The organism is Actinomadura sp. NPDC048021, assembly GCF_040653135.1.
GTDB lineage: Bacteria > Actinomycetota > Actinomycetes > Streptosporangiales > Streptosporangiaceae > Spirillospora > Spirillospora verrucosospora.
This window is the reverse complement of the sequence record NZ_JBEZJQ010000018.1, coordinates 1-25287: the sequence shown is the minus strand read 5'-3', so window position 1 is coordinate 25287 and position 25287 is coordinate 1. Positions and strand designations below refer to the sequence as shown.

20 protein-coding genes and 1 riboswitch are annotated in these 25287 nt (G+C 71.1%); of the genes, 12 read left to right on the top strand and 8 right to left on the bottom strand.

Annotated elements, in window-relative coordinates; genetic code table 11:
* Positions 1–131: 131 nt before the first annotated feature.
* The 4 genes from purL to purS all read right to left on the bottom strand — a co-directional run bounded on the left by purL (position 132) and on the right by purS (position 5168).
* Positions 132–2423 carry a phosphoribosylformylglycinamidine synthase subunit PurL gene (gene purL, locus AB0C87_RS27280; RefSeq protein WP_345171820.1) on the bottom strand — a complete coding sequence of 764 codons (2292 nt, stop codon included), beginning with the start codon at positions 2421–2423 and terminating at the stop codon, positions 132–134.
* A gap of 1055 nt (positions 2424–3478) precedes the next feature.
* A complete protein-coding gene (gene purQ / locus AB0C87_RS27275; protein WP_345171110.1) occupies positions 3479–4159 on the bottom strand; it encodes a phosphoribosylformylglycinamidine synthase subunit PurQ in 681 nt (226 codons plus the stop codon).
* 101 nt (positions 4160–4260) lie between these two features.
* Positions 4261–4701, bottom strand: a complete 441-nt coding sequence (locus tag AB0C87_RS27270; RefSeq protein ID WP_345171822.1) for an ATP-binding protein — start codon at positions 4699–4701, stop codon at positions 4261–4263.
* A gap of 224 nt (positions 4702–4925) precedes the next feature.
* Entirely contained in the window at positions 4926–5168 is a 243-nt protein-coding gene (gene purS / locus AB0C87_RS27265) for a phosphoribosylformylglycinamidine synthase subunit PurS (protein WP_089315160.1), read from the bottom strand.
* A gap of 95 nt (positions 5169–5263) precedes the next feature.
* Between purS and AB0C87_RS27260 the strand changes: the two genes are divergently transcribed.
* The 5 genes from AB0C87_RS27260 (at position 5264) to AB0C87_RS27240 (ending at position 12176) form a co-directional block, all read left to right on the top strand.
* Positions 5264–6883: a hypothetical protein gene (locus AB0C87_RS27260; protein ID WP_360580159.1), complete on the top strand. Its 1620-nt coding sequence runs from the start codon at positions 5264–5266 to the stop codon at positions 6881–6883.
* Between the two features lie 247 nt (positions 6884–7130).
* Positions 7131–8261 (top strand): pyruvate dehydrogenase (acetyl-transferring) E1 component subunit alpha, encoded by a 1131-nt coding sequence (gene pdhA / locus AB0C87_RS27255; protein ID WP_360580157.1) that lies wholly within the window; start codon positions 7131–7133, stop codon positions 8259–8261.
* Positions 8258–9241, top strand: coding sequence for an alpha-ketoacid dehydrogenase subunit beta (locus AB0C87_RS27250; RefSeq protein WP_345171116.1), 984 nt, complete (start codon positions 8258–8260; stop codon positions 9239–9241). The genes pdhA and AB0C87_RS27250 overlap by 4 nt, the downstream gene beginning before the upstream one ends.
* Before the next feature lie 5 nt (positions 9242–9246).
* Positions 9247–10647, top strand: coding sequence for a dihydrolipoamide acetyltransferase family protein (locus AB0C87_RS27245; protein ID WP_360580155.1), 1401 nt, complete (start codon positions 9247–9249; stop codon positions 10645–10647).
* Between the two features lie 764 nt (positions 10648–11411).
* Entirely contained in the window at positions 11412–12176 is a 765-nt protein-coding gene (locus AB0C87_RS27240) for a DUF981 family protein (RefSeq protein ID WP_360580153.1), read from the top strand.
* 72 nt (positions 12177–12248) lie between these two features.
* On the opposite strand, the gene AB0C87_RS27235 is transcribed toward AB0C87_RS27240, so the two are convergent.
* Positions 12249–13703 (bottom strand): hypothetical protein, encoded by a 1455-nt coding sequence (locus tag AB0C87_RS27235; RefSeq protein ID WP_360580151.1) that lies wholly within the window; start codon positions 13701–13703, stop codon positions 12249–12251.
* 294 nt (positions 13704–13997) lie between these two features.
* Here AB0C87_RS27235 and AB0C87_RS27230 point away from each other — a divergent pair, with 294 nt between their 5' ends.
* Entirely contained in the window at positions 13998–15176 is a 1179-nt protein-coding gene (locus AB0C87_RS27230; protein ID WP_360580150.1) for a hypothetical protein, read from the top strand.
* Positions 15177–15337: 161 nt separating this feature from the next.
* On the opposite strand, the gene vph is transcribed toward AB0C87_RS27230, so the two are convergent.
* The gene (gene vph, locus AB0C87_RS27225; RefSeq protein WP_360580148.1) at positions 15338–16201 is read right to left on the bottom strand and encodes a viomycin phosphotransferase; all 864 of its coding nucleotides are present in this window, start codon (positions 16199–16201) and stop codon (positions 15338–15340) included.
* A gap of 553 nt (positions 16202–16754) precedes the next feature.
* Between vph and AB0C87_RS27220 the strand changes: the two genes are divergently transcribed.
* Positions 16755–17492, top strand: a complete 738-nt coding sequence (locus AB0C87_RS27220) for an alpha/beta hydrolase (RefSeq protein ID WP_360580146.1) — start codon at positions 16755–16757, stop codon at positions 17490–17492.
* A gap of 67 nt (positions 17493–17559) precedes the next feature.
* Here AB0C87_RS27220 and AB0C87_RS27215 read toward each other — a convergent pair whose 3' ends face one another.
* Complete coding sequence (locus AB0C87_RS27215; RefSeq protein WP_353834297.1) at positions 17560–19395, bottom strand: acyl-CoA dehydrogenase C-terminal domain-containing protein; 1836 nt, start codon at positions 19393–19395, stop codon at positions 17560–17562.
* 268 nt (positions 19396–19663) lie between these two features.
* On the opposite strand from AB0C87_RS27215, the gene AB0C87_RS27210 reads away from it, so the two are divergent.
* On the top strand, positions 19664–21001 hold the full coding sequence (locus AB0C87_RS27210; protein WP_353834296.1) for a nucleotide sugar dehydrogenase: 1338 nt from the start codon (positions 19664–19666) through the stop codon (positions 20999–21001).
* A gap of 73 nt (positions 21002–21074) precedes the next feature.
* Here the strand turns inward: AB0C87_RS27210 and AB0C87_RS27205 are convergent, their stop codons facing one another.
* On the bottom strand, positions 21075–21272 hold the full coding sequence (locus AB0C87_RS27205; RefSeq protein ID WP_345171134.1) for a hypothetical protein: 198 nt from the start codon (positions 21270–21272) through the stop codon (positions 21075–21077).
* 218 nt (positions 21273–21490) lie between these two features.
* A riboswitch (guanidine-III (ykkC-III) riboswitch) is annotated at positions 21491–21561 on the top strand.
* A 33-nt stretch (positions 21562–21594) separates the two neighbouring features.
* Between AB0C87_RS27205 and AB0C87_RS27200 the strand changes: the two genes are divergently transcribed.
* From AB0C87_RS27200 to AB0C87_RS27185, 4 genes are all read left to right on the top strand, one after another.
* A complete protein-coding gene (locus AB0C87_RS27200; protein ID WP_345171136.1) occupies positions 21595–21918 on the top strand; it encodes a multidrug efflux SMR transporter in 324 nt (107 codons plus the stop codon).
* A 142-nt stretch (positions 21919–22060) separates the two neighbouring features.
* Positions 22061–22846: a sporulation protein gene (locus AB0C87_RS27195; RefSeq protein ID WP_345171138.1), complete on the top strand. Its 786-nt coding sequence runs from the start codon at positions 22061–22063 to the stop codon at positions 22844–22846.
* 74 nt (positions 22847–22920) lie between these two features.
* A complete protein-coding gene (locus tag AB0C87_RS27190; protein ID WP_360580143.1) occupies positions 22921–24378 on the top strand; it encodes a hypothetical protein in 1458 nt (485 codons plus the stop codon).
* A gap of 86 nt (positions 24379–24464) precedes the next feature.
* The gene (locus tag AB0C87_RS27185) at positions 24465–25223 is read left to right on the top strand and encodes an SDR family oxidoreductase (RefSeq protein WP_345171142.1); all 759 of its coding nucleotides are present in this window, start codon (positions 24465–24467) and stop codon (positions 25221–25223) included.
* Positions 25224–25287: the final 64 nt, after the last annotated feature.

The window sequence follows — 25287 nt, the reverse complement described above, 5'->3', positions numbered from 1 at the left end:
CCGCGGGGGTCGCCGTCGTTCTCTTACCGCGGCCCTCTTTTTATCGACGATCCCGGGGTCGGCCCCCCCGGGCTTGCGGGGGGGGATGGGGACGGCCCCCCCGGGTGGGGGGCCCCCCTTCACTGCTCGGGTCAGTCGGCGTAGGTGGGGAGCATGCGTTCGTGGGCCTCGCGGAGTTCGGAGAGGCCGATGCTGAACAGCTCCTGGTCGCCTTCGGGGCCGCGGGACGTCACGTGCAGGGCGTCGCCGCCCGCCACGCCGATCTGGCTGACCGGGACGCCCGCCGACTCGCACAGGGCCGCGAGGCGCGACTCGGCGCCCGGGCGGACGACGACCATGGCGCGGGCCACCGACTCGCTGAACAGCGCGACGAACGGGTCGCCGTGCAGGGTGATGCGGGCGCCGAGGCCGCCGCGCAGGCACGACTCCACCAGCGTCTGCGAGAGGCCGCCGTCGGAGAGGTCGTGCACGGCGTTGACCAGGCCGTCCCGGACGGCCGCGACCATGACGGACGCCAGGGCCGCCTCGGCCTTCAGGTCGACCAGCGGCGGCAGGCCGCCCAGGTGCCCGTAGACGACGTGCGCCCATTCGGAGCCGCCGAACTCCTCGCGGGTCTCGCCGAGGAGGGCGATCGTGGCGCCGTCGGTGGCCAGCGACATGTTCACCCGGCGGCGCACGTCGTCGTGGACGCCGAGGACGCCGATGACCGGGGTCGGGTTGATCGGGGCGTTGCCCGTCTGGTTGTAGAAGCTGACGTTGCCGCCCGTGACCGGGATGCCGAGGTACTGGCAGCCGTCCGCCAGGCCCGTGACCGCCTGCGCGAACTGCCACATGACGCCCGGGTCCTCCGGGGAGCCGAAGTTCAGGCAGTTGGTGACGGCCAGGGGCCGCGCGCCGGTCGCGGCGACGTTGCGGAACGCCTCGGACAGCGCGAGCTGCGCGCCCGCGTACGGGTCGAGCCGGGTGTAGCGGCCGTTGCCGTCCAGGGACAGCGCGATGCCGAGGCCCGACTCGTCGTCGATGCGGACGACGCCGGCGTTCTCGGGCATCGCCATGACGGTGTTGCCGAGGACGTACCGGTCGTACTGGGACGTCACCCACGTCTTGCCGGCGAGGTTCGGGGAGCCGGCCAGCCAGAGGACGGTCCGGCGCAGCTCGTCGCCGTTGGACGGGCGGGTGAGCCGGCCCGGGGTGTCGGACTGCAGGGCGCCGAGGTCGTGCGGGGGCGCCAGCGGACGGTTGTAGACGGGGCCCTCGTCGGCGGCCGTGACCGGCGGGATGTCGACGATCGTCTCGCCCCGCCACGTCATGACCAGCCGGCGGGTGTCGGTGACCGTCCCGATCACGGTGGCCGGGATCTCCCAGCGCGCGCAGATCTCCATGAAGCGCTCGACCTTGGCGGGCTCCACCACCGCCATCATGCGCTCCTGCGACTCGCTCATGAGGATCTCCTCAGGGCGGAGCGTCTCGTCGCGGAGCGGGACGGCGTCTAGGTCGACGTGCATGCCGCCGGTGCCGGCCGCGGCCAGCTCCGTCGTGGCGCACGACACGCCGGCGGCGCCGAGGTCCTGGATGCCGACCACGAGGTCCTCGCGGAACAGCTCCAGGCAGCACTCGATGAGCAGCTTCTCCATGAACGGGTCGCCCACCTGGACCGACGGCCGCTTCTGGTGCGACTCCTCGTCGAAGGTGGCCGAGGCGAGGACGGACGCGCCGCCGATGCCGTCCGGGCCGGTCAGGGCGCCGAACAGGATCACCTGGTTGCCGGGGCCGGGGGCCACCGCGCGCTTGATGTCCTCGTGCTTCATCACGCCGACGCACAGGGCGTTCACGAGCGGGTTCTGCTCGTAGCAGGCGTCGAAGACCGTCTCGCCGCCGATGTTGGGCAGGCCGAGGGAGTTGCCGTAACCGCCCACACCGGCGACCACGCCGGGCAGGACGCGCTGGGTGTCGGCGGCGTCGGCCGGGCCGAAGCGCAGGGAGTCCATGACGGCGATGGGGCGCGCCCCCATCGACATGATGTCGCGGACGATCCCGCCGACGCCGGTCGCGGCGCCCTGGTACGGCTCGACGTAGGACGGGTGGTTGTGCGACTCCACCTTGAAGGTGACGGCCCAGCCCTGGCCGATGTCCACGACACCGGCGTTCTCGCCCATGCCGACGAGGAGCTTGTCGGTCTTGGGGGCCTTGTCGCCGAACTGGCGCAGGTGCACCTTGGAGCTCTTGTAGGAGCAGTGCTCGCTCCACATGACGGAGTAGATCGCCAGCTCGGCCGAGGTGGGCCGGCGTCCCAGGATGGTGCGGACGCGCTGGTACTCCTCCTCGTTCATCCCCAGCTCGGCGTACGGCTGCGGACGCTCGGGGGACGCGGCGGCGACGGCGACCGTGTCGGTGCCGTGGTCGTAGCGCGCGGGCGCCTCGATCGCGGGCTGCGGGCCGGTGCTGCGTCCGATGGCGGGCTGCGGACCCGTTCCCCGCCCGACGGCGGGCAGGGGGCCCGTGCCGGAGCCGACCGCGGGCTGCGGGCCGGTGCCGCGCCCCACGGCGGGCTGCGGACCCGTGCCGGAGCCGACCGCGGGCAGCGGACCCGTTCCCGGACTGATCCGGGGCAGCGGCCCCGTCCCCGGGCGGACGGCGGGCAGGGGGCCTGTGCCGAGGCCGACCGGGGGCTGGGGGCCCGTGCCCTGCCCGATGGCGGGCAGCGGGCCCGTTTCCGGGCGGACGGTCGGCTGCGGACCCGTGCCGCGCCCGACGGCGGGCTGGGGGCCCGTACCGGTGCCCACGGCGGGCTGAGGGCCCGTGCCCGGGCCCACCGGGGGAAGCGGGCCGGTGCCGGGGCCTTGCGCCAGCGGGCCCGTGTTCAGGTCGATGAGAGGCTGCGGGCCCGTGCCCCGCCCGACGGCGGGCTGTGGACCCGTGCCCGAGCCGACCGCGGGCTGCGGGCCGGTGCCCTGGCCTACCGCGGGCTGCGGGCCGGTGCCCACGGCGGGCTGCTGGCCCGTGCCGTGGCCGACCGCCGGCTGCGGGCCCGTGCCGGAACCGGCCACGCGCTGCGGGCCGCTGCCCGTGCCGCGGGCGGGCGGCGGCGCGGCGAAGGCGCTCAGGTCGGGCACGGTGAGCGACGGGTCCGCGACGGTGGACGTGGGGTCGCCGCTGGAGCGCTCCTCTTCGAGGGCCCGCGCGAACTCCTGGTCGGGCACGCCTTGGGACGGCGCAGGGCCCGGGACGGGTTCGTCGTTCAGCACCGGGATGGGCCCGGTGAAGGGCCCGGGGGCCGGTTCGGCGGCCGGGTCCTCGGAGCCGGGCAGGGCGGGGGGCTGCTCCTCTTCGAGGATGGCCTTGAAGCCCTGCGTCACAGCGGGGTTGACGGGCTGGAGCTCCGGGTCGTCCGCGTCGGACTTGAGCTCGCCGAGCCACTCCATCGAGGGCTCGTCCTCGTCCCGCCTAGCCCTTCCGGAAGCGTGGGGCCGTTGCTCACTCATGCGTTGACCAGTCTCTTGACGATCGAGGTGAAGAAGCCGAGCCCGTCGGTGGACGGCCCGGTCAGCGACTCGACGGCGTGCTCGGGATGGGGCATGAGCCCGACCACGTTGCCGGCCTCGTTGCAGATCCCGGCGATGTCGTCCTGGGAGCCGTTCGGGTTCAGGTCGAGGTAGCGGGCGACGATGCGGCCGGAGTCGGCCAGTTCGAGCAGCGTCTCCCGGTCGGCGGTGTAGCGGCCGTCCCGGTTCTTCACCGGGATCACCAGTTCCTGGCCCTCCTGGTACTCGGAGGTCCACGCGGTGTCGGCGTTCTCGACGCGCAGCCGCTGGTCGCGGCAGACGAAGTGCAGCCCCGCGTTCGGGAGCAGCGCGCCGGGCAGCAGGTGCGACTCGCACAGCACCTGGAACCCGTTGCAGATCCCGAGGACCGGCAGGCCGGCGCCCGCGGCGGCCACGACCTCGGACATCAGCGGCGCGAACCGGGCGATCGCCCCGGCCCTCAGGTAGTCCCCGTAGGAGAACCCGCCGGGCAGGACGACGGCGTCGACCCCCTGCAGGTCGTGGTCGCCGTGCCAGAGGGCGACCGGCTCCGCGCCGGCCAGCCGCACCGCGCGTGCGGCGTCCTTGTCGTCAAGGGAACCTGGGAAGGTGATGATCCCAACCCGGGCAGCGTCCATCTGTTCTGTTCCTCCGAAATGAGGTGCGGCCGAGACGATCGGGATCTCCTCCGCCGATCAACCCCGATGCGCGTCGCATTCCCCCGCGCGCAGGTCCCAATCTACCCGGCGTTGGGAATGAGGTTGCGGTCGAGGCGCCGGACCAGCGCCCCGTCCCTCCAGGTCAGCCGCTTTCGCAGGTGAACGACGGTGCCGCGGTCGGGCGCGGAGTCGATGTTCAGGTCGTCCACCAGCGCGCGCATGAGCCCGATGCCGCGCCCCGACTCGCTCAGCGGCCCGGGCTCGGGCGGGGCGGACCGCAGCCCGCGGCCCCAGTCCATGATCTTGAGCAGGCAGGTGCCGTCGTGCACGTGGCCCGTCACCTCGTAGTCGCCGTTCGCGCGGGCGTGCTCGATGACGTTCGTGCACGCCTCGGAGATCGCGACCAGGAGGTCGTCGACGCAGTCCTCGGCGACGCCGAGGCCGCGCAGGGCCTCGCCCGTCACCCGGCGGACCACCGGGATGCTCATCGCGTCGCGCGGCAGCGCGAGCGAGAACCTCATATCCACCCGGACACCTCGTGTCATGCTCCGGGCGTCCCGACCGTGCCCCCGGTCCCGGAGCGTGCTCGACGACTCAACGCAGCTAACACTTCCCCGGAGGAAACTTCCGTAATCGCCACAGTCGCGGGCCCGCGGATTGGAACGGGCCATGTCACGACCGGAAACCGGCGGCGTTCGCCCGCCGGTTCGGGCGGCGGGCCGGTCCCGGCCACGCGCCCGGACGGTTACAGAACGTGAACCTCGTAGTTCTCGATGACCGGGTTCGCCAGCAGCGTCTCGGCGATCTTGCCGACCTTCTCCAGGGCCGCCTCGTCGGCGTCCCCCTCCAGCTCCACCTCGAACCGCTTGCCCTGCCGGACGGCCACGACCCCGTCGAACCCCATCTGCGGCAGCTTGCGGGCGATCGCCTGCCCCTGCGGGTCGAGGATCTCCGGCTTGAGCATGACGTCCACGACGACACGCGCCACGGTCGCCCCCTCACTGATCTGCGCTTTTGCTTACGATCCTGAAGCGTACGGCACCATGGCCCATCACGAGCCATCAGCACCCCCGGAGCCAGCCGATGAACATCGAGGACCTCACCCCCGTGGAGCGCCGCCTCTGGGAGGCGTTCCCCAAGGGGGAATCCGTCGACCTGTCGGTCGGCGACCAGGCGATGGACGACATCACGCGCTCCGACCGGTGGGGACGTGACCGCATGGTCAGGGCAGAGGTACTCGTCGCGCTGCTCGTGGGCGCGGTGGAGGCCGAGCCCGGCCAGGTCGCCGCGGTGCGGCTCGGCGGCGCCCGCATCACCGGCGCGCTGAACCTCGGGCACGCGGAGGTCCGGGTCCCGCTGGCGCTCACCGGATGCGACTTCGACGAGGCGCCCCACCTGTACTGGGCGAGCATGAACAGCGTCCACCTGATGCGCTGCCGGCTGCCCGGCCTGATCGCCTCCGGCACGCGGGTGGACGGCCACCTGTGGCTGGAGGGCAGCCGCGTCAACGGCGGCCTGTGGCTGGACGGGGCGAACATCACCGGCATCCTCAACCTGTCGGGCGTGCACCTGTCCAACCCGGGCGGGGACGCGATGCTCGCCGACCGCCTCTCGGTCGAGGCGAACGTCTACTGCGACCAGGGGTTCGCCGCCAACGGCGAGGTCCGGCTGCCGGGGGCCCGCGTCGGCGGCCAGCTGATCTTCCGGGGCGCGCGGCTGTACAACCCGTCCGGCGCGGCCCTGTACGCCAGCCGCCTGGACGTGGCCGCGAACGTGTTCTGCGACGGCGGGTTCAGCGCCGAGGGCGAGGTCCGGCTGCGCGGCGCCCGCGTCGGCGGCTACCTGTCGTTCGTCGGCGCCCGTCTGGCCGCCCCCAAGCGGACCGCCCTGAACGCCGACGACCTGGCCGTCGAGTCCGACGTCTACTGCTCGGACGGATTCACCGCCGTCGGCGCCGTCAGCTTCTCCGGGGCCCGCGTCACCGGGCAGCTCAGCCTGCGCGACGCGCGCCTGCTCCACGACGAGGGGACCGCGCTCGGCCTGCAGCGCCTCCAGGCCGAGGAGCTGCTGATGCGCACCGCCGAGCCGATCAAGGGGACCGCGGACCTGTCCTACGCGCGCGTCAACCTGCTGCGCGACGACGCCGCGTCCTGGCCGGAGCGCCTCCAGCTCGACGGCCTCCAGTACGAGACCCTCGAACCGCCGCTCACCGCCCGCGAGCGGCTGGCGTGGCTGCGCCGCGACACCGACGGCTACGCCCCCCAGCCCTACGAGCGGCTCGCGCAGACCTACCGCTCCCTCGGCCTGGACGCCGACGGCCGCTCCGTCCTGCTCGCCAAGGCCCGGGACCGGCGCCGGACGCAGGGCCTCCCCCGCAAGATCGTCGGCTGGTTCCAGGACGTGCTGGTCGGCTACGGCTACCGCCCGTTCCGCGCCGCGAGCTGGCTGATCGGCCTGCTCGCCTTCGGGACGATCGTCTTCTCGGTCCACCGGCCGGACGTCCTGGACGACGGCCACAAGCCGCACTTCAACGCGTTCTTCTACACGCTCGACCTCCTCCTGCCGATCGGCAGCCTCGGCCAGGAGATGGAGTTCGCGCCCAAGGGCGTCTACCAGTGGATCGCGAACTTCATCGTCGCGGGGGGCCTGCTCCTCGGCCTGACGGTCGCCGCGGGCGCCACGCGGGCCCTCTCCCGGGAGTAGCGAGCCGGGCGATCCGGACATGGGGGACAGCGGACGTAACGTGCGTCACGCCCGGGTCGCGGGGTAGGGCCGGGGGTAGGAACCTCCGGTGGCGGGACTCGCATCGCGGTGGCGGGGGCTTGCATCGCAGGGTGTGATGTCTGCCACGATGGTGTTGCGGCTTTTGTCCCTTACCGGGGGCGGGCCGTCGACATCGGCCGACCGCGCGGCGACCCCGCGCGACGGCCCCGAACGAGGAGTGTCATCGATGACGATCGACTCCGTGCGCGGCGCGCCCGACACCCCGAAGGCCGCCGAGCCCGAACTCGTCCAGCTGCTCACCCCCGAGGGCGAGCGGATCGAGCACCCGGACTACCCGCTGGACCTCGGCGCCGAGGACGTGCGCGGCCTGTACCGCGACCTCGTGATCGTGCGGCGGATCGACCAGGAGGCCGTGGCCCTCACCCGGCAGGGCGAGCTCGGCCTCTGGGCGTCGCTGCTCGGGCAGGAGGCGGCGCAGATCGGCTCCGGGCGGGCGGCGTCCGCCAACGACATGGTGTTCCCGACGTACCGGGAGCACGGCGTCGCCTGGTGCCGGGACGTCGAGCCGCTGAAGCTGCTCGGCATGTTCCGGGGCATCAACCACGGCGGGTGGGACCCGAAGGAGCACGGCTTCCACCTGTACACCGTCGTGATCGGCAGCCAGACGCTGCACGCGACCGGGTACGCGATGGGCGTCCAGAGGGACGGCGTGCTCGGCACCTCGTCCGCCGGCGCCACGATCGCCTACTTCGGGGACGGAGCGACGTCCCAAGGCGACGTGAACGAGTCCTTCGTGTTCGCCTCGGTCTTCAACGCGCCGATCGTGTTCTTCTGCCAGAACAACCAGTGGGCCATCTCCGAGCCCCTCGAACGGCAGTCCAGGATCCCTCTCTACAAGCGCGCGCAGGGTTTCGGCTTCCCGGGCATCCGCGTGGACGGCAACGACGTGTTCGCCTGTCTGGCCGTCACCAAGAAGGCCCTGGAGAACGCCAGAACCGGCCAGGGCCCCACGCTCGTCGAGGCGTACACCTACCGGATGGGCGCCCACACCACGACCGACGACCCCACGCGCTACCGGCTGAAGACCGAGGAAGAGGCGTGGAAGCTCAAGGACCCGATCGAGCGCGTCAAGGCGTACCTGGTGCGCGGCGACATGGCCGACGCGGGGTTCTTCCAGAAGGTGGAGGACGAGGCCAAGCAGATCACCAGGGAGCTGCGTGAGGCGTGCCTGGCGCTTCCCGACCCGGAGCCCCTGTCGATGTTCGACCACGTGTACGGGGAAGAGCATCCGCTGATGACCGAGGAGCAGGAGCAGTTCGCCGCCTACCTGGCGTCGTTCGAGGAGGAGGCGAAGTGAGCACCCTGACCCTCGGCAAGGCCCTCAACGTGGGCCTGCGCAAGGCCATGGAGAACGACCCCAAGGTCCTGGTCATGGGCGAGGACGTCGGCAAGCTCGGCGGCGTCTTCCGCATCACCGACGGCCTGCAGAAGGACTTCGGCGAGGAGCGGGTCATCGACACCCCGCTCGCCGAGTCCGGCATCGTCGGGACGGCGATCGGGCTGGCGCTGCGCGGATACCGGCCCGTGGTGGAGATCCAGTTCGACGGGTTCGTGTTCCCCGCCGCCGACCAGATCATCACGCAGCTGGCGAAGATGCGGATGCGCTCGCTCGGCGCGCTGGAGCTGCCGGTCGTCGTCCGGATCCCGTGCGGCGGCGGCATCGGCGCGGTCGAGCACCACTCCGAGTCGCCCGAGGCGTACTTCACGCACACCGCCGGGCTGCGCGTGGTGGCGTGCTCGAACCCGCTGGACGCCTACTCGATGATCCAGCAGTCGATCGCCTCCCCCGACCCGGTGGTCTTCTTCGAGCCCAAGCGCCGCTACTGGGACAAGGCGGAGGTCGACACCGACGCCGACCCCGCCGACTGGACGCCGCTGCACCGGGCCGCGGTCGTGCGGCCAGGCGAGCACGCGACGCTGCTCGCCTACGGGCCGGCGGTGAAGACGTGCCTGGAGGCGGCCGGGGCCGCCGCCGAGGAGGGGCGGGAGCTGGAGGTCATCGACCTGCGCTCGCTGAACCCGCTCGACATCGGCACGGTGACCGACTCGGTGAACCGGACGGGACGCTGCGTCGTCGTCCACGAGGCGCCCGTGTTCAACGGGTACGGCGCCGAGCTGGCCGCCCGGATCACCGAGAAGTGCTTCTACCGGCTGGAGTCGCCGGTGCTGCGCGTCGGCGGGTTCTCCACCCCGTACCCGCCGTCCCGCATCGAGGACCATTACCTGCCCGACCTCGACCGCATCCTGGACGCGGTCGACCGGACCTTCGCGTGGTGACGCCGGTGAGCCAGCCCAAACTGTTCAAACTGCCCGACGTGGGCGAGGGCCTGACCGAGGCCGAGATCGTCAAGTGGCACGTGCAGCCCGGCGACACCGTCGAGGTGAACCAGACCATCGTCGAGATCGAGACGGCGAAGGCGATCGTGGAGCTGCCCTGCCCGTTCGAGGGCGTGGTGACCGAGCTCATGGTCACCGAGGGGCAGACGGTGGACGTCGGGGTCCCGATCATCGCGGTGGACCCCGGCGGCGAGGGCGGCGTGGCGACGCCGGTGTCCGAGCCCCCGGCGCAGGCGGCCGCGCTCCGCGAGGAGGGCGTCCCGACCGTCAACGAGCCCGGCATGGTGTCGCCGCAGGAGCCGCCGAAGCGCACGCCCGTCCTCGTCGGCTACGGCGTGAAGGAGGGGACGACCAGGCGCCGTCCCCGCAGGTCCGCCAACGGCGCGGCGTCCGCGGCCCCGGTCGCCCCGGCGCCCGCGCCCGCCCCGGAGGCGCCGCCGGCGCCGCCGGCGCCCCGTCCGAGCCCCTCGGGGAGCGGGCTGCCGCTGGCCAAGCCGCCCGTCCGCAAGATGGCCAAGGATCTCGGGGTGGACCTCACGTCCATCACGGGGTCGGGCCCGCAGGGATCGATCACGCGCGAGGACGTCCTCGCCGCGCGGTCAGGCGCCGAGGCTCCCGCCGCGCCCGCCCAGGCGGGCCCGCGCGAGGAGCGGATCCCTGTCAAGGGCGTCCGCAAGGCCACCGCGGCGGCGGTGTCCGGTTCGGCCTTCACCGCCCCGCACGTCACCGAGTTCCTCCAGGTGGACGTGACGCGGACGATGGAGACCGTCAAGCGGCTCCGCGAGCTGCCCGAGTTCGCGGACGTGAAGGTGTCGCCGCTGCTGCTGGTGGCGCGCGCGCTGCTCACGGCCGTGGCGCGCAACCCGATGGTGAACTCCGCGTGGGCGGACGGCCCGGACGGCGCGGAGATCGTCGTCAAGCGCTACGTGAACCTGGGGATCGCGGCGGCCACCGAGCGCGGCCTCATCGTCCCCAAGATCAAGGACGCGCACGAGCTCGACCTGCCGGGCCTCGCATGCGCCCTGAACGAGCTGGCGGCGAAGGCCCGCGCGGGCAAGGCGTCCCCCGCCGACCTGTCCGGCGGGACGATCACGATCACGAACGTCGGCGTGTTCGGGGTGGACGCCGGCACCCCGATCCTCACCCCGGGCGAGGCCGCGATCCTGGCGTTCGGCCAGGTCCGGGACATGCCGTGGGTGCACGAGGGCGAGCTGGCGATCCGCAAGGTGACCACGCTGGCGCTCTCGTTCGACCACCGCATCGTGGACGGCGAACTGGGCTCCCGCGTCCTGCGCGACGTCGGGGACATGCTCGAAGACCCGATCCGCATGCTCGCCTGGTCGTAGCCGCCGGGTCGTCGCCGCCGGGCGGCGGGCAGGACCGAGGGGCCGGTGCCGAGCGGTCGGCACCGGCCCCACGCAGTCCCTGGCGCATTCAGGATGACTGCGTCGCGCCGGCGAAAGATTCTTCCTTTTCCGGGTGAGATCCATAGGTGTGAGCATTGCCCCTGATCACCCTGCCCAGTACACTCGCCAGCTACGCGAAACCTCCAATCTCGAACGGACGGGAAGAAAGGACACGCGGGCCTCTCCAGAAGGAGATCCCGTTCCCTACCTGATCGAGAAGCATGACGACTGCCTGTCTACGATTGCCGGCCCCCGCACCCAGTCCCACCCTGCCAGGGCAATGGGTCCCTGCTGCGCCGGGGAGACGTCCGAACGCGGCCCGCATCAGCTCTGACCATGCGGTCTCCACCATGCGCTGGACGTTACGTCGCGTCCAGTATGGCGTCACCCCCCCTTCCTGAAGTCCGTGGTCTCATGACCGGGCCTCAAGGCTCACGGGACGGCCGCCTCCAATAACCGGCCATTCCAAAAAGGACCGACCCTCCGGCGACCGATACCAGGCGCCACTGTGGTCGAGCCGCGACTCCGGGTAGGCGGAAACCGACGGCTGCGGTAACCCGCCGAAACGGAGCGCTTTCGCACCGCCGGGTGACCGCTGCTCGCTTCCCGGCAAAGAACTCATCATGCGAGGAACCGCGTTCCGCGCGCCCAAAACCGAGATCATTGGAAAGGGACACACCTTGGACTCATTGAGCAGGCATGTGATGGCGCAGCCAGAGGCCGCCGAACCGATGATCATGCACAACACGATCATGGGCGAGGCGGCGGGAGCATCCCTCATCGCGCTGGCCGTGTTCCTCTTCCTGGCACGACGCGGCGACCGGCTGTGGGCCAGGGGGTGGGCGCTGACGTTCGGCGTCGGCTCCCTCATCCTGACCTCTCTGAGCTGGGACGCCATCACCACCGGCCCGTTCACCGCCAAGCCCGAGATCAACATGGTGTTCGGCGGGCCACTGTTCTGGTTCGGCGTCCTGCTCGGTGCCGCCGCCCTCTACCTCTGGGTGCACGGCGACACGCTGCAGGAGCCGGCGGGCGCGAAGCGGGGGGAGACCGAGCTCTACCGGTTCACGGCGACCACGCGCGGAACCTTCTCTCCGGTGTATCTGCTGGTCCTGGCCGCCGGCCTCAACCTGCTGGGCAACGCCGCCGCCATCGTCCGGTTCAATCTGGTGGGGGGCGCGCCTGCGTCAGAGCCCATCACCGGGCGTCTCGGGCACATCGCGTGGATCGAGAACAACTCCTTCGGCCTGGTCTACGCACTCGCCGGCATCGCCACGATCCTTCTCATCGGCGCCGTTCGTGACCTCGGGGGCCGCATCGCGACCGTCGTCATCACGCTGTTCTTCGCGTCCGGTCTGTTCTTCCTGGTCTTCAGCACGCTGAACGAGTACACCCATCCAGGATTGATGATCAACAAGTGCGTGCAGGGAACCATGGAGAACTGCGCCGAGTGGAAGTACGACTACTAGCGACCAGCCTGGTTCGCTCGCCGGGAGCCGCTGACGCCGTCGACGGTCCCGAGGGGCGTCCTCGGCCTACCGCTAGGAGACGGGAACCTTCTCGACCTTGCCGAAGGGCCCGGCGTCGAAAGTCACGGACGTGACGTCGCCGGGCGGGGCGGGAAGGTAGACGAAGCCGCGGACGGGCTCGTTGACCGCAGTGCGGAACACGACCCGTCCAGCGTCGACGTAGTTGGTGGGACGCCCCGGCGTGGGAGGACCGACACGAACGGCGCGGTAGACGTCCTTCTTGCCCGGCACCTGGATCGAGAACGCTCCGAACACTCCGCCCGGATAACTCGGGTTCGGGTAGGACGCGTCAGGCGGCGTGGTGCCGGGCCCCTCATTCACGATGTCGAACACGGCGACGATGTAGGCGCCGTCCCGGTAGAAGGGTTTGACCTCAAGGCGCCTCTTGGCGGCTCCAAAGGGAGCCGTGCGCGACGCCATCTTCTGCCGGTCCTGCGCCCGGAAGGTCGCCGGTGAACCGGAACCCGGCGCCGACGACTTGAGCTGGTAGGTGACGTCGACCCCGTCACCGTCCTGCCGCCCGTTCGCCGTGTAGGTGAAACCGGTGCCGAGTCTGGTCTTCATCTCGTTCAAAAGCGCCTGGGCCCGATCCCCGGACACCTTGGCGTCACTGGCATGCGCCACAAGCGTCAGCGCGCCGGCCGCCTGCCCCTTGACCTTCTGGGCGACCCCGTCCAGCGCGGCCTTGGCCCCGCCCGTCAGATTGGCCGAACCAGCCTCGAACAGGGCATCGCTACGCAGGCCGACCGTGACGCTCGATCCGTTGGACGAGACAGTCCGCCCCTCCTCTTCGACGATGTCGTACAGCTCCACGGGGTTCCCGCTCGGCGGGGACGACGCCGTAGCCGACGGGGAGGTCGTGATCGGGGACGGCGCGCCCGCCATGAACGGCTCGGCCCCGACCGAGGGAGTGGACGACGCCGACGGAGAAGACGAGGGCGACCCACTCGGCGGCGCGGACGAGACAGACGGCGTCCCCGGCATGGCCGACGCGGCGGCGACCGGGATCCCGGTGAACTCCCCGGCCGTCCCCGGCGTGATCGCGGTGACCTTCTGGACGGTCGCCGGGATCGGCGGATAGTCGGCGGTCATCTCGCGCGTCGTGCCGGGCGCGAAGCCGGAGCCGCTGGTGGTCCCGGTGGGCTTGTAGAGCTTGCGCCCGGCCGCGTCCAGCAGCGCGATCTCGAACGGGACCGACTTCACCGACGAGTCCAGCGACGTCACGCTGTAGCGCAGCACCGACTTGGCGGCCTGCCGCTCGACGCCCCTGATGGCCACGCGCGCGTGCAGGCCGTCCGCGCCCCCGAACCACCCCTCCTTGGCGTACGCGCCCGCGGGCTGCACGGTGGGCAGAGCGGCGCCCGTGCGAACCGTCGGCGGAGCGACCTTCTCGGCCAGATCGGCATCGGCGCATCCGGCCACGAGCAGCAGGCCGATGGAAGAGACGGCGAGGGGCAGCGCACGCATCGTTCATCCGCTCGGGGAGGGGGACGGGCGAGGGACGCGGGCAACAGTAGTCAACCACCCCACCCCCCGCCAGAACCCCAGCGATCCGCGGCCGCCGGTGGCGGTGCTCCGTCGGCCGGGTGCGGGGTCTGGAATGCCGCCGAGCGGCGGGGGTCGCGCATATGATCAGTGCGAACTTCACAAACCAGAAGAAATTTCCGGTTCTGCGGAGTCTCGTCGTATCCATCGGCGCGATCTCCAGGGGACCGGCTCATGGCTGATCCTCCTGCGCGCCTGTCCGAGGGGATCAGAACAATGAGGAATACGCCGGCCGCCAGGCCGGACAACATAGCCCTGGGCGCGGGTCTCACCCTCGTCGAGGGTTCGTCAAAGCTGTTCGGGCGCTCGATCTTCAAGAACTACCTGCTCGAGGGCATCACGATGTCGGCCCTGGTCGTCGCGACGGCCGAGTACGGCATCGGCGCGATGGTCATGCTGCTGGTGGCGTTCAGGCTCCAGATCCTGGGGCTGTTCCGCCACATGACGTCGCGGTCCCAGCGGTTCCGGTACACCCGGCGGGCCTTGAAGGCGACCATCGTGTTCACGACGGTCGTTCTCATCCTCACGATGGCCGAGTACGGCACCGTGCTGGCGGCTCTGCTGGTGGTGTTCAGGTTCCAGGTACCGGGTCCTTACCGCCCCGAGGAGCCGCGGCCCGTGCGGCTCCGGTTCACCTGGAAGACCGTGACGGCCGTCATCGTCTTCGCCGGCTGCAACATCGCGGGCCGGGGAATGATCGTGATGGCGATGATGTCGGCGGGGACGGCCCTCGCCACCATCAACGCGATCACGTTCGCCGTCTCGACCATGACCTACTCGGTGGGGGTCTGGAAGACCGGGCAGTGGTTCGCGGCGATGCTGGTGCCGCTGCTCATCGTGCTGGGCCTCGCCGTTTCCATCGAGGCGTGGCACATCACGGCGAGCCCGTGGGGAGTCGTCTGGTCCATCGGATCGGCTCTCTCCGGCGTCGTGTACATGGCGCTGTCCCGAGGTTTCGTCGAGCGGGGCGGCGCGGAGGCCGATCAGTTCCAGGCGCTGGGCACGGGCCTGGGCGTGGTCGGTCTCGGCGTGTGGGCGATGCTGGCGGGCGAGGATCCGTCGGTCGGCTGGTCCTGCGGGGTCCTCTTGGCGCTGCTCTGCACGGCGCTGATGACCGTCGTCGTCCCCCGGTACCTGCACATCCGGGCGAGGAGGGCCCTCGGGGACGCCGTCTACACGATCTTGTGGAGCGTCATTCCGCTGCTCGGCCTGCTGGTCGACCTGATCATGGAGCAGAAGATCCCGACGGCCTGGCAGGTCATCGGGATGTCCTGGATCAGCGTGGTCGCGGCCGTGGCGTCCCTGCTCCGCAAGCAGCCCGAGGCGGAGATCGTCAAGCGGCGAACGTTACGCGAGATGATCATGCGCCTGAAAAGGCCGCTCGGCTGCGTGTGATCCAAGCCGATCGGTATAGTTCGTGCGGTTTCACCTAATTCGCACGAATTCCACGCCGGGGAGAACAGGCTCAGTCTTCCCGCCGTTTGCGGTGTCCCGGCGGAAGGCTCGAAGCCTCTCCGCCGGGACACCGTTCTTCCCCGGGTTGCTGTTGGTGTGGCTCAGCGGTAGGCGGCCAGGCCGTCCGCCAGTTCTTCTTCGTCGCCGTCACGGATTGCGTAGAGGGCTTGCTGCAGGGCGAATGTGTTGCGGATCGCGGTGATGCGGGTGACGAGTCCGGCATCTGGCCAGTGGCCCAGGGCGAGCAACCGTTCCAGGAACCCACGGCCATAGCTGGCACCGATCGCAGCGAGGTCTTCGGCCTGGTCGCCGAGGGCGACATCGTCCCAGTCGAGTACTCCGGCGAGGCGCGGCAGTCCGTTCGTCCACTCCCACAGGACGTTTTCGGCGCCGAGGTCGCCATGCACCACCGCTTGGGCGGGGTGGGGAAGGTCGTCGAGTGCTGCGAGCTCCCGCTCGGCCTGTAGACGCCCATTGTCGGACATGAGCGGGAACAGCTCAGCGCGCACACTCTCCGCGAACCGCCGCCACCGGTCTTCTGCCGCGTGAGGGAGAACCGCTCGTGCCGTTTCGCCGTTACCGGCACGCGCCAGGCCGGACAGCAGCGTGGCGTACTGCTCTGCCACGGTCTCGGCTACTTGAGCATCCTTGAGCGCCTCGCCCTCCAGCGGTTCCCCGGGAATGCGGCTGAGCACCAGGAACGGTGCCTCGTCGTTGCCGTGGGCGCCGCCTTGGAGCAGCGGCTCAGGTATGCGAAAGCCGAGGTCAAGCCCGGCGAGTGCGTGCAGTGCGGCTGCCCGCTCGGGCAGCCGGGCGGCCGCTGCCGGGGTGCGAGGCAGGCACACGACGCGGTCTGGCCCAATGACCACTGTGTGGAATTGCCCCTGACGCTCTGCGAGGTCGTCCGGTTCGGCACCGGGCAGCAGACGGCTCAGCAAAGCGCGATGCGTCGTACGGATGCTCACGAGTGAGACCTCTGGGTTCTTCGAAGCACGGGCTGTGCGAAAAGTAAGAAGCGACCTCCGGAGAGGTCGCCCATGAAACCAGACGGAACCTCGGCGAGCCGAGGAATCATCCTTCCATGTCGTCAGTCGCCCAGGATCTTGTCGGGGTCGAAGCCCGCGAGATCCAGCGCTTCTTTCAGTTCTTCCTCGGTGGCGACTTCGTCGTCGCCTTGGGGGCCGCTGGTGTTGGCCATTTTCTTTGCTCCCTGCCTCGCAGTGAGCCGACGGCTCTTGCCGCCGACCTTGGTGATCGTCCGGGAGGCGGGGGCGTTGTCAAGCCTCGGAGCGGCCGGCCGGCGTCTCGTCGACGACCTCGGGACCCGGCCGCCGGGCTTGGCGAAAAAGCAGTTGGCGGGGTGGGGTGGGCGCTGCTAGTTTTTCGGAGGCCGTGCTGGAGAAAGAGGAGGTGGTACCCGTGAACCTGGTTTCGACATGGGTGCTCCCCTCTGGGGTCACGGTCGGGCGGTAGGTCGTCCGGGAGCGCCGTTCGAGAGCACTCCCGAAAGGCACGACCATGCAGTTCACTTCTGAGCAGCGTCTCGACGACGGGCTCCTTGAACGCGAATTCACCCTTGGCGACGTTCCCGGCGTCCTGTGGACGCCCGAGTCCGCGTCCGCAGCGGCACCGGTTCCGCTGATCCTGATGGGCCACCCCGGCGGGCTGGACAGGATGCGCCCCCGCCTGGTGGGCCGGGCTCGGCGGTCCGCGGCGGACGGCTTCGCCGCGGCCGCCATCGAGCTCCCCGGAAGCGGTGAGCGGCCCCGCTCGGCCACCGCCGAGCAGGCCCGCGCCGACCTGCAGCGGGCGGTGAAGGCCGGTGGGCCGGTCGATGACGAGATCGTGGACCGGCTCGTCCTCCCGCTGGTCGACAAGGCGGTCCCGGAGTGGCAGGCCACTCTGGACGCCCTCCTCGCGCTGCCTGAGATCGGCGGCCCGGTCGGGTTCTCGGGCGGAGTCACCGCCATCGGGGTCCGGCTCGCGGTGGTCGAACCGCGGATAGCAGCCGCCGTTCTGTTCGCCGGGAGCTTCGTGCCTCGCGTCCTGTTCGAGGAGGCCCGCCAGGTCACCATTCCGCTGCACGTCCTGCTGCAGTGGGACGACGAAGGGAACGACCGGCAGGCGGCCCTGGACCTGTTCGACGCCTTCGGCTCCGAGGAGAAGTCGCTGCACGCCAACATGGGCGGGCACACCGGCGTCCCGCAGTTCGCCGGGGACGTCGCGGCGGCGTTCTTCACCCGGCATCTGAGCTAGCCGTCGGCCCGCTCGCCTGACAGCGCTGTGGCCCTGCCCGGACGGGCAGGGCCACAGCGCGGCGGGGTTAGAAGGACTCTTCGGGGAGGTCCATCACGTCCAGGGTGGTGGACTCGGTGACGGCGCGGTCCGAGGCCAGGCGCGGCAGGACGGTCTGGCAGAAGAACTGCGCGGCCGCGACCTTGCCGGTGTAGAACGCCTTGTCGGAGTCGGACACGTCGCCTCCGCCGAGGGCGTTGAGCGCGACCTCGGCCTGGCGGCACAGGAGCCAGCCGACGATCAGGTCGCCGAGGGCGAGCAGCAGGCGCGAGGAGTTGAGCCCGACCTTGTAGAGCTCCTTCGGGTTCTCCATCGAGCCGAGCGCCCAGCCGACCATCGGGTCGAGGATGCCCTGGACGTCGTCGAGGGCCCGGCCGAGCAGGGCGCGCTCGTTCTTGAGCCGGCCGTTGCCGGCCTCGGAGTCGGCGAACGCCCGGATCTCCCCGGCGAGCACCTTCAGCGCCTCGCCGTTGTCCCGCAGGATCTTGCGGAAGAACAGGTCCTGGCCCTGGATGGCGGTGGTGCCCTCGTACAGGGTGTCGATCTTGGAGTCGCGGATGTACTGCTCGATCGGGTACTCCTGCAGGAAGCCGGAGCCGCCGAGCGTCTGCAGCGACTCGGCGCCGAGCAGCGCGTAGGCCCGCTCGGAGCCGAAGCCCTTCACGATCGGCAGCAGCAGGTCGTTGACCTTCTCGGCCGTCTCGTCCCTGCGCCCCTCGAACTCGGCGAGCTGCACGGCGTCCTGGTAGGACGCGGTCAGCAGCACGAGCGCGCGCATGCCCTCGGCGTAGGCCTTCTGCGTCATGAGGCTGCGCCGGACGTCCGGGTGGTGGGTGATCGTCACCCGCGGAGCGGTCTTGTCCGTCATCTGCGTCATGTCCGCACCCTGGACGCGCTCCTTCGCGTACTCCAGCGCGTTGAGGTAGCCGGTCGAGAGGGTGGCGATGGCCTTGGTGCCGACCATCATTCGCGCGTACTCGATGACGAGGAACATCTGCCGGATGCCCTGGTGGACGTCGCCGACCAGGTAGCCGACCGCCGGGTGCTTCTCGCCGAGGGTGAGCTCGCAGGTCGTGGAGACCTTGAGGCCCATCTTCTTCTCGACGTTGGTCACGTAGGCGCCGTTGCGCTCGCCGAGCTCACCGGTCTCCACGTCCACGAGGTACTTGGGGACGAGGAACATCGACAGGCCCTTGGTGCCGGGGCCGGCGCCCTCGGGGCGGGCGAGCACCAGGTGGAAGATGTTCTCGGACATGTCGTGCTCGGCCGAGGTGATGAAGCGCTTGACGCCCTCGATGTGCCAGGTGCCGTCCGGCTGCTGGACGGCCTTGGCGCGCCCGGCGCCGACGTCGGAGCCGGCGTCCGGCTCGGTCAGCACCATCGTCGCGCCCCACTGGCGCTCCAGGGCCAGCTCGGCGAACTTCTTCTGCTCGGGCGTGCCGATGTGCCAGAGGATCTGCGCGAAACCCGGACCGGACGCGAACATGTAGACGGCCGGGTTGGCGCCCAGCACCTGCTCGGCGACCGCCCAGGTCAGCGAGCGCGGGGCGCCGCTGCCGCCGAACTCGGGGGCGAGGTCGAGGCGGTACCACTCGGAGTCCATCCACGCCTTGAACGACTTCTTGAAGCCCTCCGGCATCGTGACCGTGCCGGTGGCCGGGTCGAACACCGGCGGGTTGCGGTCCGCGTCCTCGAAGGAGGCGGCGAGCGGGCCCTCGGCCAGCCGGTTCACCTCGTCGAGGATGCTGCGCACGGTGTCCTCGTCCAGTTCGGCGTACGGGCCGCTGCCGAGGAGGTCCTGGCGCCTGAACACCTCGAAGAGGTTGAACTCCAGGTCCCGGAGGTTGCTCTTGTAGTGCCCCATTCGAGACTCCGTCTGGTTCCGGCGGCGACCGGCGGCCCCGCTGCGTACTGGTCAGTAACTCAACAGCATGCTACCCGCTGGTAACCACTGACAACCACCCCAATCGTCCGGTTTCCGGGGAGGCAGGCCACATCGATACCACGCCCGTCTCCGTCGCGTGACCCAAGTCACCCAGGCCCCCTGAGTCGCACCCTCCTACGCCCCGCGCGGGAGGGGTGGCAAGATCAAGCGGGCGCGAATTCACCCGCGGTGCACGAGGAGGTGCGCAATGAGGCAGGAGGAGGAGGCCGCCCCGAGGCTGACCGTCATCGGGACCGGCTACCTCGGCGCGACGCATGCGATCTGCATGGCCGTGCTGGGGTACGAGGTCCTCGGCGTGGACGTCGACCGGCACAAGATCGAACGGCTGGCGTCGGGCGAGGTCCCGATCTTCGAACCCGGGCTGCCGGAGCTGCTCACCAAGGCGCTCGACTCGGGCCGGCTCCGGTTCACCACCTCCTTCGCGGAGGCCGGGGAGTTCGGCGACGTCCACTTCGTGTGCGTGGGAACGCCCCAGCAGGCCGGCTCGGACGCCGCCGACCTGACCTACGTCGACGCCGCCGTCAGCTCCCTGGCGCCGCACCTGCGCCGCAGGTCCCTGGTCGTCGGCAAGTCCACCGTGCCGGTCGGGACGGCCGCGCGCCTCACCGGCCTCGTGCAGGGGCTGGCGCCCGCCGGGACCGACGTCGAGCTGGCCTGGAACCCCGAGTTCCTCCGCGAGGGCTTCGCCGTGGACGACACCCTGCGCCCGGACCGGCTGGTGTTCGGCGTCGCGTCCGACTGGGCGCACGAGCGGCTGCGAGCGGCGTTCAGGCCCGTCCTCGACCTCGGCACGCCGGTGATCCGCACGGACCTCGCGACCGCCGAGCTGGTCAAGGTGGCGGCGAACTCCTTCCTCGCCACGAAGATCTCCTACATCAACGCGATGGCCGAGGTCTGCGAGGCGGTCGGCGCCGACGTCCGGGACCTCGCCGACTCGCTGGCGCTGGACGACCGCATCGGCGGCAAGTTCCTGCGGCCGGGGCTGGGGTTCGGCGGCGGCTGCCTGCCGAAGGACATCCGGGCGTTCGCGCACCGGGCCGAGGAGATCGGCGTCGGCCAGGCCGTGTCGTTCCTGCGCGAGGTGGACGACATCAACCGGCGCCGCCGGGCCCGCACCGTCGACCTCGTCCGGGACCTGCTGGGCGGCGACCTCGCCGGCAGGCGCGTCGCCGCGTGGGGCGCCGCGTTCAAGCCCAACTCCGACGATATCCGGGACGCGCCCGCGCTGGACGTGGCGCGCACCATCCACGGCCTCGGCGGGGACGTGCGCGTCTACGACCCGGTCGCCCTCGACAACGCCCGCCGGGCGTTCCCCGAGCTGACCTACGGCGAGAGCGCGTTCGACGTGGCGCGGGACGCCGACGTGGTCGTCCTGCTGACCGAGTGGTCGGACTTCCGGGAGGTCGAGCCGGAGGCGCTGGCCGGGGTCGTCCGGCACAAACGGGTGGTGGACGGCCGTCACGCGCTCGACGCGGACCGCTGGCGCGCGGCGGGCTGGGAGTACCGCGCCCTGGGCCGCCCCTGAAGGTGTGCCGGTCTCCGCGCCAGGTGGCGCGGGGACCGGCGAGGCGGGAGGCTAGCTCATTCCCGCCAGGGTCTTACTGGCTCCCGCCGTGGAGGCGGCGGGAGTGGGCGGTGGCCTCCTCCGCAGTGACACGGGCGTCGTCCATGGCCTGCTTGTTCTCCGGAGTCGGGTCCTGCACGTACGCCTTACCGGCGTCGCGCAGGGCGTCCTGCGCGGTGTTCATGGTCTCCTCGGCCGCGCGGGCCTGGTCAGCCTTGTTCTCGTTCGTCACGGGTCTCTCCGTTGTGAGTCCTTCACCGCGGCTACCGCGGCGGAGCCTTCATCCGATAGCTCACGCAGACCTTGCCTGCGCGAGCCCCCAGAGGATGAAGAGCTCATGAAGAGCCGTCCGGCAAGGGGATCGAGCCGCAACAGGCGTCCGAGGCGGGCTCTCGTACGCCGGCATGGGGGAACATCCCGGGGAGTGGGGCCGTTGGGCGAGGTGAGGGCCATGCCCACGATGGGCGCGTGGTCTCTCCCGGACGAGGTGCGCCGTACCCGGAACGCGAAGACGGCGCGTGACATCAGTCGTCTCGTCATCCGGGAGTGCCACCATGGCCTGGATCCTCGTCATCGTCGCCGGCCTCTTCGAGGTCGCCATGGCCCTGTGCCTGAAGGGCAGCAAGGGCTTCACCCAGCCGCTGGAGTCGGCGGGGTTCCTCGTGTTCGCCGTGGCGTCCTTCGGGCTGCTCACCGTCGCCCTCAAGCACCTGGAGGTCGGCACCGCCTACGCCGTCTGGGTCGGCATCGGGGCCGTCGGGACGGCGGTGCTCGGCATGCTCTTCATGGGCGACGAGGTCTCCGCGACCCGCGTCGTCGCGCTCGCGTTCATCGTCCTCGGGGTCGTCGGGCTGAACCTCGCCGGAGGCGGCCACTGACCGGCGGCGCCGGCAAGCGGCGCGGACGGCCAGGAACGGCCACCGCCTGCGCAGGTCAGCCGAGTTCCCGGAACGTAATCTCCCGTAACAGCGTCTATGGGACGAGAGCGCGGGGAGTCGCTCGAACACGGGAGGACGGACCTTGGTCTTCAAGAAGCTGCGTCAGGCGATGGGCATCGGCGGCCCGTCGATCGAGACGGTTCTGCACGACCCGAACACGATGCCCGGCGGAGTCGTCACGGGCGAGATCGCCATCATCGGGGGCCAGTTCAACTCCGACATCAAGGCGGTGAACCTCGCCCTGCGCACCAAGGTCGAGGTCGAGTCGGGCGACAACGAGTACACCTCCAACCTGGAGTACGCCAAGATGCCGGTCGCGGGCGGGTTCAGCCTGCAGGAGGGCGCGCGGCACAGCATCCCGTTCCAGTTCCCGATCCCGTGGGAGGCGCCGCTCACCCACATGTACGGGCGGCCGCTGCACGGCACGACGGTCGGGATCGCGACGGAGCTGGAGGTCGCGGGCGCGCTCGACCCGGGCGACCTCGACCCGATCGCCGTCCACCCGCTGCCCGCGCAGGAGCGCATCCTCGTGGCGTTCTCCAACCTCGGCTTCCAGTTCCGCAACGCGGACTGCGAGAAGGGCCGCATCTGGGGCGTCCACCAGGAGCTGCCCTTCTACCAGGAGATCGAGTTCTACCCGCCGGGGCAGTACGCGCGCGGCATCAAGCAGCTCGAAGTGACGTTCGTGTCGTACCCGCAGTCGATGGAGGTCGTGCTGGAGCTCGACAAGCGCGGCGGGGTGTTCACCGAGGGCCATGACGCGTTCAGCCGGTTCACGGTCGACTACGCGACCGTCGAGCACACCAACTGGGAGCAGCAGCTCGACGGCTTCCTGCAGGAGGCCGGACGCCGCCGGGGCTTCTTCTGACCGCCGGCCGGCCGATCACCGGGACCCCTCCGCGATGTTGATCGCGGAGGGGTCTCCGCGTAGAAAGGGGTCCCGTGCCCCAGCCCCCCGGACTGAACCACGCGGAACGGCGCCTCTGGACGGCGTTCCCCACCGGCGCGGCCGTCGTCCTCGGCGACGACCGCCCGGCCGGCCCCCTGCCCGACCGCATCGTCCGCGCCGAGATCATCACCCGGCTGCTGCTCGGCGAGTGCGAGCCGCGTCCCGGCGCGGTCGCGGCCGTCCGGCTCCGCGGCGCCTACGTCACCGGGCGGCTGGACGTCGCCGGGGGCCGCGTCGAGGCCGAGCTGCTCCTGGAGGACTGCCGGCTCGTCGAGGAGCCGGTGTTCGCCAACGCCGAGACGCGCCAGCTCCGGTTCTCCGGCTGCCGGATGCCCGGCTTCGACGGCGGCGGCCTGCGCGCGGACGGCTTCCTCAGCCTGTCCGGGTCCGAGATCGAGGGGGAGGTGCGGCTGCCGCGGGCGCAGATCCTCGGCGGCCTGCGGATGAACGGGACGCGGGTCACCGCGTCGGCCCCGGAGAAGTGGGCGGTCTCCGGCGGCGCCCTCGTCGTGGACGCCGGGGCGTTCATCCGGGACGCCGAGATCACCGGCGGGGTGCGGTTCGTGGGAGCGCGGATGAACGGCGGGCTGTTCATGGAACGCACCACGCTCACCAATCCGGGCCGCATCGCGCTGGACGCGCAGAACATCGTCGTCGAGGACACCGCCGAGCTGAGCCACGGGTTCAGCACGTTCGGCACCGTCCGCCTGCGCAGCGCCCGCGTGAACGGCGTCCTGTCGTTCATCCGGGGCCGCCTGGACTCCTCCGACCCGGCGCGGATGGCCCTGCACGCCAGCCACATGCAGGTCGACGAGCTGCTGCTGTGGCCGGCGGAGCCGATCAAGGGCCGGGTGTCGCTGTCGTACTCCAGGATCGACCTGGTCATGGACCACCCGGACATCTGGCCGGACGAGCTGTACCTGAACGGCATGATCTACCAGACCCTGCGCGGCGCCGAGTTCAAGGACCGGCTCAGCTGGGTGTCGCGGGACCCGGAGTTCCACCTCCAGCCGTACGAGCAGCTGGCCGGCTGGTACCACGGCATCGGTCACGACGACCTGGCCCGGAAGGTGCAGCTCGCCAAGATGCGGGCGCGGCGGCGCGGGCTGCACCCGGTCGCCCGGGCGTGGAACCACGTGCTCGACTGGACGGTCGGGTTCGGCTACCGGCCCTGGCTGGCGTTCGCGTGGTTCGCCACCCTGCTGGCCGCCGGAACGACGGTGTTCTCGATCGAGCATCCGCGCGCGGTCAAGCCGCCGGACGAGCTGCCGTCCTTCCACGCGCTGATCTACACGCTGGACCTGCTGATCCCGCTCGACACGTTCGGGCAGCAGCTGTCCTACGACGCGGTGAACTGGTCCCGCTGGGTGGCGTATGCGCTGGTCGCGACGGGGTGGGTGCTGGTGACGGCGCTGATCGCCGGCGCGGCGCGGGTGCTGCGCCCGAACTGAGCGCGACCCCGCCTCGGGACGGAGCCGAACCAGCGCGGCGTCCCGCGCGTCCATCCGGGGTAGGGGATCGACGAGAATGGGGCGCCATGGGCACGTATCTGATCACGGGCGCGACCGGCGGCATCGGCACGGCGGTGGCGGAGCTGCTGCGCGAGCGCGGGCACGACCTCCTTCTCACCGGCCGCTCCGCCGAGCGCCTGGACAAGCTCGCGGCGACGCTGCGCGGGGGCGCGCACGCGGCCACGCAGGTCATCAACCGGGGGGCGGTCGCCTCGCCGCCCCGCGCGGCGTCGATCGGCACGATCCCGCTCGACCTGACCGAGCCGCGCCGCATCGAGGCGCGGCTCGCGGCGGTCGGGATCCCCGCCCGGCTGGACGGGGTCGTCCACGCGGCGGGCATGGTGCATCTGGGCACGGTCGCCGCCACCGAGGCCGACGAGTGGATCGAGCACCTGTCGGTCAACCTGGTGTCGGCCGCGGAGCTCACGCGGCTCCTGCTGCCCGCGCTGCGCGCCGCCGAGGGCCACGTGGTGTTCGTCAACTCCACGGCGGGGCTGCGCGCCAACCCCGAGTGGTCGGCGTACGCGGCGAGCAAGTTCGGCCTGCGGGCTCTGGCCGACTCGCTGCGCGCGGAGGAGCCGTCCCTGCGCGTCACGAGCGTCTACCCGGGGCGGACGGCCACGGAGATGCAGCGCAGCGTGCGCGCCCAGGAGGGCCACCCCTACGCCGAGGACGACTTCGCGGCCCCCGCCACGGTCGCGCGCGTGCTGGTCGCCGCGCTGGAGACGCCGCGGGACGCGGTCGTCTCGGACGTCACCGTCAGGCCGAACCCGTCGCGGAGCTGACGGTCGCGTCGTTGCTCGCCGTCCTCACCACCGCGACGCCGGTCCAGGTGGACGACCCCTTGGC